The organism is Bradyrhizobium sp. (assembly GCF_035309285.1).
Taxonomy (GTDB): Bacteria; Pseudomonadota; Alphaproteobacteria; order Rhizobiales; family Xanthobacteraceae; genus Bradyrhizobium.
This window is the reverse complement of the sequence record NZ_DATGFH010000030.1, coordinates 1-8,399: the sequence shown is the minus strand read 5'-3', so window position 1 is coordinate 8,399 and position 8,399 is coordinate 1. Positions and strand designations below refer to the sequence as shown.

8 protein-coding genes are annotated in these 8,399 nt (G+C 63.2%); 5 read left to right on the top strand and 3 right to left on the bottom strand.

What is annotated here, in order from left to right; translation table 11 throughout:
* On the bottom strand, positions 1-797 hold a 797-nt coding region (locus VKR55_RS06740), incomplete at its 3' end, for a glycosyltransferase family 4 protein (RefSeq protein ID WP_324401023.1).
* Positions 798-931: 134 nt separating this feature from the next.
* Here VKR55_RS06740 and galE point away from each other — a divergent pair.
* The 5 genes from galE (at position 932) to VKR55_RS06715 (ending at position 6,619) form a co-directional block, all read left to right on the top strand.
* The gene (gene galE / locus VKR55_RS06735; RefSeq protein WP_324401021.1) at positions 932-1,945 is read left to right on the top strand and encodes a UDP-glucose 4-epimerase GalE; all 1,014 of its coding nucleotides are present in this window, start codon (positions 932-934) and stop codon (positions 1,943-1,945) included.
* A gap of 112 nt (positions 1,946-2,057) precedes the next feature.
* Complete coding sequence (locus VKR55_RS06730) at positions 2,058-3,866, top strand: ABC transporter ATP-binding protein (protein ID WP_324401019.1); 1,809 nt, start codon at positions 2,058-2,060, stop codon at positions 3,864-3,866.
* Between the two features lie 127 nt (positions 3,867-3,993).
* Positions 3,994-4,698 carry a fumarylacetoacetate hydrolase family protein gene (locus tag VKR55_RS06725; protein ID WP_324401017.1) on the top strand — a complete coding sequence of 235 codons (705 nt, stop codon included), beginning with the start codon at positions 3,994-3,996 and terminating at the stop codon, positions 4,696-4,698.
* A gap of 184 nt (positions 4,699-4,882) precedes the next feature.
* Positions 4,883-5,911: an amidohydrolase family protein gene (locus VKR55_RS06720; RefSeq protein WP_324401014.1), complete on the top strand. Its 1,029-nt coding sequence runs from the start codon at positions 4,883-4,885 to the stop codon at positions 5,909-5,911.
* A gap of 33 nt (positions 5,912-5,944) precedes the next feature.
* Complete coding sequence (locus VKR55_RS06715) at positions 5,945-6,619, top strand: RraA family protein (RefSeq protein WP_324401012.1); 675 nt, start codon at positions 5,945-5,947, stop codon at positions 6,617-6,619.
* A 133-nt stretch (positions 6,620-6,752) separates the two neighbouring features.
* Here VKR55_RS06715 and VKR55_RS06710 read toward each other — a convergent pair whose 3' ends face one another.
* Positions 6,753-7,421, bottom strand: coding sequence for a phasin family protein (locus tag VKR55_RS06710; protein ID WP_324401010.1), 669 nt, complete (start codon positions 7,419-7,421; stop codon positions 6,753-6,755).
* Complete coding sequence (locus VKR55_RS06705) at positions 7,390-8,052, bottom strand: ParA family protein (RefSeq protein ID WP_324401008.1); 663 nt, start codon at positions 8,050-8,052, stop codon at positions 7,390-7,392. The genes VKR55_RS06710 and VKR55_RS06705 overlap by 32 nt, the downstream gene beginning before the upstream one ends.
* Positions 8,053-8,399 lie beyond the last annotated feature (347 nt).

Here is an 8,399-nt window from a genome sequence, read left to right as displayed (position 1 = left end):
GCTTCGATCAGCGTCAAGCCAAAGCCTTCGTTGCGCGAGGTAAAGGCATAGATGGTGAGGCGCTGGTACCAACGCTGCACCTCTTCGATGTCGAGCTCGCCGGTGATGACGATGCGCGAGGTGAGCCCCGCCGCCTCGATGCGCCTCCTCAATTCGTTGGCAAAGCCCGCCTGTTCCGCCACGATCGCGCCGACCATGACGGCGGTGAAATCCGGATAGCGCGGCAGCAACCGGCACATCGCATCGACGAAGATGTCGCTGCCCTTCTGCGCACGGATGCGTCCGAAGCAGCCGATGGCGTAGCGGCCCGGCAATCCGCTTTCCGCAAACGCCGCCGCGCGGTTCTGCGGCGGCGCGTAGATGTCGGTGTCGACGCCGTGTGGAATGACGGTGGCTTCGCGCTTCAGATACGACGCCGACGCATCCGACGTCGCGATGATCGCATCCATCTTGCTGATCAGCCATCGCGTGAGCCGTTTGTGATGGCGCTGCCCCGCCGAGGTGAACACGAGCCTCAAGGGCCAACCGAGCGCACGCAGCAGCAAGCCGACGATCATCTCGTCATTGCGGCGCGCGTGCCAGATCAAAGGCGTCCGCCGGCGCCACAGCTTCAGGAGATCACCAAAGCCCATGGGCGCGATGCCCTCGGGCGCATAGGAGCCGAACCAGGCGGCGCGGACGCGCCTCGCAAGCTTCGGCGCCACCATGCGGTTGGTCGCGGTGACCCCCGAATAGCGCCGGTGCAGGTTCGGCACGATCACCTGCAAATCACCAGCCAGTTGGTTCTCGCCCGGCACGAAAAACACTCCAATTTTAGGCATTTCCTATACGCAAGATTAAGCATCGGTTCCAGTTCGTCGGCGACGAAACTCCCTCTTCACCGTCGAGCGGTTAGCTTCCGCAAAAAATTAGATACGTGACGGGGAAGGTCATGACTGTGCTTGTCACCGGCGGTGCCGGCTATATCGGAAGTCACACGGTTCGTGCGCTGGTGGAAGCCGGCGAAAGCGTGGTCGTGGTTGACAATCTCTCAACCGGCTTTTCCGCCTTCTTGCCCGAAGCCGTGCCGCTCTTCATTGGCGATGCCGGCGACGAGAACCTGGTCGAAGGCGTGATCGCGCAGCATCGGGTCGAGAGCATCATCCACTTCGCGGGCTCCGTCGTGGTGCCGGATTCGATGCGCGATCCGCTCGGCTACTATCGCAACAACACCATGACCACGCGAAGTCTGCTCAACGTCGCGGTCAGGGCCAGCATTAGCCGCTTCATCTTTTCCTCTACCGCCGCGGTCTACGGCAATCCGGAGCAGGTGCCGGTGCCCGAGCACGTGCCGACCCGGCCGCTGTCGCCCTATGGCTCCTCGAAACTCATGACCGAGATCATGCTGCACGATGTCGCGTCCGCCCACGGCATGAGCTACGTCGTGCTGCGCTTTTTCAACGTCGCCGGCGCGGACCCTCAGGCGCGCATGGGCCTTGCCACCAATGGCGCGACGCATCTGCTCAAGATCGCGGTGGAAGCCGCGACCGGACAGCGCGCCAAGATCGACGTGTTCGGCACCGACTACCCGACGCCGGATGGAAGCTGCATCCGCGACTTCATTCACGTCACCGATCTTGCCGAGGCGCATCGCGCGGCGTTGTCATATTTGCGCGGCGGTGGCAACTCGGTGACGCTGAACTGCGGCTACGGCCGCGGCTATTCCGTGCTCGAAGCGATCGAGGCTGTGCGCCGCGTCTCGGGCCGCAATTTCGCGGTTCAATATGCGCCGCGGCGCCCCGGCGACATCATGACCATGGTGGCCGACACAAGCCGCATCCGCGCCACGCTCGACTGGACACCGCAATACGACGATCTGGAGACGATCGCCCGCCACGCGCTCGCCTGGGAGGAGAAGCTCGTCCGCGAGCGCCAGGCCGAGATCCAGCACGCGGCCTCCGCCTGAAATCGAGCCTCCCGCAAGACCCTTAAATGGGCTTGAAAAACGCCGGCCAAGCGGGCAAGAGCGCTTAGATCGCGCGCGACGCCGTTGCGCGCGACGCTGCCAGGGACGTGGGATGGCCGAATTTCCAAGGAAAATCACCGACGACCCCTATGGGGCCGCGATGCTGATTCACCGCCTGGTGATGGAACAAGGCGCCATTTACTGGCGCCGCTATCTGCTCGCCTTTGTGCTGATGGGGGTCGCCGCCGGCGCGACATCGCTGTCGGCCTATCTGCTCGGCGCGGCCATCAACAAGGCCTATGTCGACAAGAATTTTCCGGGCATCGCGGCCTATTCCGTAGTCATCTTCCTGTTGTTCCTGGCGCGGGGCATCGCGATCTATCAGCAGACCGTGACGCTGTCGAAGATTTCCAACGCGATCCTCGCGAACAACCAGCGCCGCCTGTTCGGCAAGCTGATGAGCGAGAGCGTCGGTTTCTTCTCCGAGCGGCACTCGTCCGAATTTCTAGCGCGTCTGACCCAGGGCGCCAACTCCGTCACGCAGGTGCTCAACCTCCTGATCAACGCGGTTGGCCGCGATCTCTTGCTGCTGATCGGGCTTGTCACGGTGATGCTGGTCCAGGACGCCTATATGGCGATGCTCGGATTCTTGATAGCGCCGCCGGCGATGCTGGTGCTCCGCAAGCTTGTGAAGCGGATCAAGGGGCTCGCTTATAACCAGTTCACGGGCACGGCGGATATCCTCGAGACCATGCAGGAATCGCTGCAAGGCATCCGCACGGTAAAAGCCTTCACGCTCGAACAGACCATGCGCGAGCGCATCAACGAGAGCATCGAAGCGGTCGAGCGCACCGCCAACAAGATGGCGCGGGTGTCGAACCGCTCGGGCCCGCTGATGGAGACGCTCGGCGGCTTCGCGGTCGCGGCAGGCCTGATGTATGGCGGTTATGGCGTGGTGGCGCTGCACGCGACTCCCGGCCAATTCTTCTCGTTCCTGACGGCATTCCTGATGGCTTATGAGCCGGCCAAGCGGCTGGCGCGGCTCAACATCGACCTCAATAGCAGCCTGGTCGGCGCGCGCATGCTGCTCGAAGTCGTCGACAGCCCGGCGACCGAGGTTTCGGACGACGACAAGCCCGCGCTGAAGCTCACGGATTCGCGGGTCGAATTGCACGATGTCAGCTTCTGCTATCGCGCCGGCGAGACCGTTCTGAACCGCATGAGCTTCGTCGCCGAACCAGGCAAGGTCACAGCTTTGGTCGGCCCTTCCGGCGGCGGCAAATCCACGGTGCTGGCGCTGCTGCTGCGCTTCTACGAAGTCACCCAGGGCGAGATCGTGATCGACGGCCAGACGATCTCGAAGGTGTCGCGCCGTTCACTCAGACACCAGACCGCCTATGTCGGCCAGGACGTCTATCTGTTCCGCGACACCATCCGCGCCAACATCGCCTTCGGCAAGGTGGACGCGACCGAAGCCGAGATCATCGAGGCCGCGAAGGCCGCCTGTGCGCATGAATTCATCATGGGCTTCCCACTCGGCTACGACACGCCGGTCGGCGAGCATGGCACGCAACTCTCCGGCGGCCAGCGCCAGCGCATTGCGGTGGCCCGCGCGCTGATCAAGAACGCGCCGATCATTCTCCTCGATGAAGCGACCGCGGCGCTCGACTCCGAGTCCGAAAAGCAGGTGCAGGAGGCGATCGAGCATCTCTGCCAGAACCGCACCACCATCGTGATCGCCCACCGCCTGCACACCATCATGCATGCGGACACCATTCTGGTGGTCGAGGCCGGCGAGATCGTCGAGCAAGGCCGGCACGACGATCTCTTGCGCCGCGGCGGCCGCTACGCGTCCTTTTTCCGCCTGCAGCAGCGTGACACAGGCGCAGCTCCCGTGCTGGCCTATTCGGCGGGCTCGTAGCCGCCCTCCTCTCTAGATATTGCAGTCATTCCTGCCCTACCTTTTTTGCTGCCGTCCGGCACTAGCCTCGGTCGGAACAACCGCGTATTAGGGCTCCGATCTCCCTTTGGAACCGCTGAGACCGTTCATGAACGCCACGTCCTTTGTCATTCCCGCCCCGCAGCAGGCCGCGCTCCCGGTTGCGGGCGAATCCAAATCCTTTCCCGTGCGCCGCATCTGGTGCGTCGGCCGCAACTATCTCGAGCACATCCGCGAGATGGGGAATGACGAGCGGGATCCGCCGTTCTTCTTTGCCAAGCACGCCGACATGCTGGAGCCTGACGGCGCCACCATTCCCTATCCGCCGCTGACCAAGGACATGCATCACGAGGTTGAGCTCGTGGTGGCGATGAAGAGCGGTGGGCAGAACATTCCGGTCGAGAAGGCGCTCGATCACGTCTATGGCTACGCGGTAGGCATCGATCTCACGCGGCGCGACCTGCAGCAGGCCGCGCGCAAGAAAGAGCGGCCGTGGGAGATCGGCAAGTCCTTCGACCATTCCGCGCCCTGCTCACCGCTGCAGCCGGCTTCGAAGATCGGTCACCCCGCAAAGGGCAGGATCTGGCTGTCCGTGAACGGCACCGAACGGCAGAAGGGCGACCTCACCGAGCTGATCTGGAATATCCCGGAGATCATCTGGAAGCTGTCGCAGCAGGTCGAGATCGGCGCCGGCGACATCATCATGACCGGCACGCCGGCCGGCGTTGCCGCGCTCTCGCCGGGCGACAAGGTCGAGTGCGGCGTCGAGGGCGTCGGCACGCTGAAGGTGACGATCGGCAAGCCCGCCGCCTGAACGGGGCGATAGAGACCAAAATCGAAGGCCTCGGATATCGGTCCGGGGCCTTTTCGATTCAGGGCGGCAGTGATGCAGGTGGGGCAAGGCCGGCCAGACCTTTGACCAGCGGACAATCCACGACCGGCCTGATAGAAACGTCCCGCCCGCCACAAGCTGATCGTTTCCAGACGAAAGAAAAACCATGATCATCGATTGTCACGGACACTACACCACCGAGCCGCCCAAGCTGCATGCGTTTCGGGACAAGCAGCTCGCTGCCCTTGCCGACAAGTCGCGCCGCCCGCTCACCACGGACCTCGGCATCACCGACGACGAGATCAGGGCGAGCGTCGAAGGTGCGCAGCTTCGACTGCAGCGGGAGCGAGGCACCGACGTCACCATCTTCTCCCCGCGGGCTGCCGGAATGGCGCATCACGTCGGGAATGCCGCGACGAGCATCGAGTGGACAAGGATCTGCAACGACCTGATCCACCGGGTCTGTACCCTGTTCCCGAAGAACTTCGTCGGCGTCTGCCAGCTTCCGCAAAGCCCGGGCGTCAAACCGGCGAACTGCATCGAGGAGCTGGAAAGATGCGTCAAGGAGCTTGGCTTCATCGGCTGCAACCTCAATCCCGATCCGGCAGGCGGCTATTGGTGCGATCCTCCGCTGACCGATGAATGGTGGTTTCCGCTGTACGAGAAGATGGTCGAGCTCGACGTGCCCGCGATGGTCCATGTCAGTTCGTCCTGCAATCCCTGCTTCCACGGGACCGGCGCGCACTATCTGAACGGCGACACGACCGCCTTCATGCAGTTCCTGACCTCCGATCTGTTCAAGCGGTTTCCGGCCCTGAAATTCATCATTCCGCATGGCGGCGGCGCCGTGCCCTTTCACTGGGGCCGTTACCGCGGGCTGGCGCAGGACATGAAGTTGCCGCCGCTGTCGGACCATCTCTTGAAGAATGTCTTCTTCGATACCTGCGTCTATCACCGTCCCGGCATCGAGCTTTTGACAAAGGTCATCCCGATCGAGAACATCCTGTTTGCCTCGGAAATGGTCGGCGCGGTCCGCGGCATCGATCCGGAGACCGGTTATCACTTCGACGATACCCGCCGCTATATCGACGCGCTTCCGACACTGAGCGCAGACGACAAGGCGAAGATCTTTGAAGGCAATGCGCGCCGCGTTTACAGTCGGCTCAACGCCTACCTCGAGCGGCGCGCGGCCTGATCTCGTAATTTTGGATTGTCCCGGAGAAAGCAGATGGCCATAGGATTTGCGATTCACAAGGCGAAGCGGAAGATCTCGCCGAATCTGGTCGAGCAGTTTCGCTCGCTGCCGGTCGCCAATGTGAGCGACGTCATGTCGAGGATCGCGGGCACCAACCGGCTGCGCCCGATGCACGCTGGCGGCTGGCTTGGCGGCCCCGCGCTCACCGTCAAGACGAGGCCCGGCGACAATCTGATGGTCCACAAGGCGATCGATCTCGCCGAGCCCGGCGATGTCATCGTCGTCGACGCAGGCGGCGTCCTGATCAACGCCATCATCGGGGAGATCATGTCGACGCTTGCCGAGAAGAAGGGCGTGGCGGGATTCGTGATCGACGGCTCGATCCGCGACGCCGGCGCCATCCGCGCGGGATCATTTCCCGTCTTCGCGGCGGGCGTTGCGCATCGCGGTCCCTACAAGGACGGCCCCGGCGAGATCAATTGCCCGATCTCGATCGACGGCATGCTGGTCGAACCGGGCGATCTTATCGTTGCCGACGACGATGGCGTCCTGTGCGTGCCGTATGACGACGCTGCCGACATCTGCAAGCTGACCCAGGCCAAGAAAGCGAGCGAAGAGAAGGCGATCCAGCAGATCATGGCCGGCACCCCCGATCGCCGATGGGTCGACGAGGCGCTGCAGCGACTGGGTTGCGAATACAAGGACTAGCGCATGATCCGGAAAAAACCTGCCCCGCATTTGGATGCGGGGTTTGCAGCGACTCCAAAAAGATCATGCGCAAACAAAGAGCTGAAGCGCGATGATGATTCCTCAAATCATCGCGCTTTGGCAGGAACGCAACTTATTTCGGATCGGATTTTGTGACGGTGCGCGCAAACGATTTCAGTGCGCCGGCTTGCCGCAGGGCGAACTCGCACTGCTTGCGAGCAAGCCTGCTCGACACCTCGACGAATTCCGTGCGCGTTCTCGCTCCGATCAGCTCGTGCGCGTGATCGAGGGCGGTTTCGACGTTCGCTTTCGCAAGCTCGAGGAACTCGGCGTGGTACTGTGCCGCAGCCTGGAGGCCGGTTCGCACAGGGTCCTCTGGCCTCGCCGCAGGGTCGCCCTTCGACGCTCCCGCGGCTGGCGGGCGCGTCTCGACGAGATGTCTCGCATAGTCCAGCGCGGCATTGATGCTGAGCCTGAAGTCGTCCAAGGCACCGGCCTGAAACTCCTTGGCAATCTTCACCGCCATATCCGCAGTGTTGTCGGAAGCGGACAATGCGCTGCCTTCGGGCCTCGCCGCCGTCGCAGCTTCGGGTAGCACGGCAGGCGCCTCGGCGGCCGCTTCTCCCGCGACGGCGGTTGTGGTGGATGTCTCCGCTGGGCTTGCGGCAGCCGGCGTCGAGGGCGTCGGCGCCACCGGCAGGGCCTCGTCGACCGCGCGGCTGGCCGCAGCGGTCAGTTCCACCAGCGAGCGACGGGCGGGCCGCTGCTCGTTAGGAGACCGCCTTGAGGACGATTTGCTCATGATCGGATAACCCCGCGGTGAGTTGTTGCGACACCCAGCCCCACAGGCTCCGGATCTCCTCCGAGGCTTTGCCGGCCGGCGCAAACTCGGTCACCCCCAGCCCCAACCCGAGCGCATCCTGGTGATCATTGCGCTGGCCGATGTAAGGTAACGCCAGGCAGCCAAGCGAGTTCAGCGATGCCCCGGCCTCGCTCACGCGGCAGCCTCGCGGCGGCGTCTGATTGAGCACGAAGGCAAACCGGCGGCCGAGGCGGCGGATAGCGATGAGCGTCGGTATCGCAGCCTCGATATCGGCCGGAGTCGGTCGCGCTGGGATGAGACAAAAATCGGTCTCGACGATGGCGCGCATCGCCAGCGCGTTGTTCGTTGCAGCCGTATCGATGATTGTGAGCCAAATCCCTTCCGCCTCGAGGCGAGCGATCAACCGTTCGATCTCGTCGGGATCGGCAAGACATTCGACGTGGGGATATGGATTGGTCCGCCGTTCTTTCCACTTCGATATGGTGCCTTGCGGGTCCGCTTCGATGAGCGCGACGCGCTTTCCCTCTCCCATTGCCGCAACGGCAAGGCCTGTGGCCAGAGTGCTCTTGCCACTCCCGCCTTTTTGCGTGACTAGAGCAAGGACGTGCATGTCCGCGCTCCCCTGAATGGCAACGGCTCGAACGTCAGCGTTGTACGGAAAAGAATTTGTCCCGGGCGAGCTACTACCTCAATGCGCGATTCGCGGCAAGCGGCGCGCGACTGGCGCGCGCCGCGAGGCTACCCGCCACGCCGAATGTTCCCGCTCGGAACTTTGCGACGCTGCGAATGGCGGAGAACATAGAATGCTGCGGTCAGGAATACTGCATCACGCCGTCATCGACCTTGCCGAAGCGCAAGCTGACGATGTCGAGCGCATAGTTCTGGTAAAGCCGCCACGGCCGCTTCGAGCCCTGCTTCGGCATCGTCGCGATCGAACGCTGCACATAGCCCGAGGAG

What these genes read in the sequence shown, in the direction of transcription:
- galE (WP_324401021.1), top strand. Translation starts at nt 932, where the DNA reads ATGACTGTGCTTGTCACCGGCGGTGCCGGCTATATCGGAAGTCACACG.
- VKR55_RS06715 (WP_324401012.1), top strand. Translation starts at nt 5,945, where the DNA reads ATGGCCATAGGATTTGCGATTCACAAGGCGAAGCGGAAGATCTCGCCG.
- VKR55_RS06710 (WP_324401010.1), bottom strand. Translation starts at nt 7,421, where the DNA reads ATGAGCAAATCGTCCTCAAGGCGGTCTCCTAACGAGCAGCGGCCCGCC.
- VKR55_RS06725 (WP_324401017.1), top strand. Translation starts at nt 3,994, where the DNA reads ATGAACGCCACGTCCTTTGTCATTCCCGCCCCGCAGCAGGCCGCGCTC.
- VKR55_RS06705 (WP_324401008.1), bottom strand. Translation starts at nt 8,052, where the DNA reads ATGCACGTCCTTGCTCTAGTCACGCAAAAAGGCGGGAGTGGCAAGAGC.
- VKR55_RS06720 (WP_324401014.1), top strand. Translation starts at nt 4,883, where the DNA reads ATGATCATCGATTGTCACGGACACTACACCACCGAGCCGCCCAAGCTG.
- VKR55_RS06730 (WP_324401019.1), top strand. Translation starts at nt 2,058, where the DNA reads ATGGCCGAATTTCCAAGGAAAATCACCGACGACCCCTATGGGGCCGCG.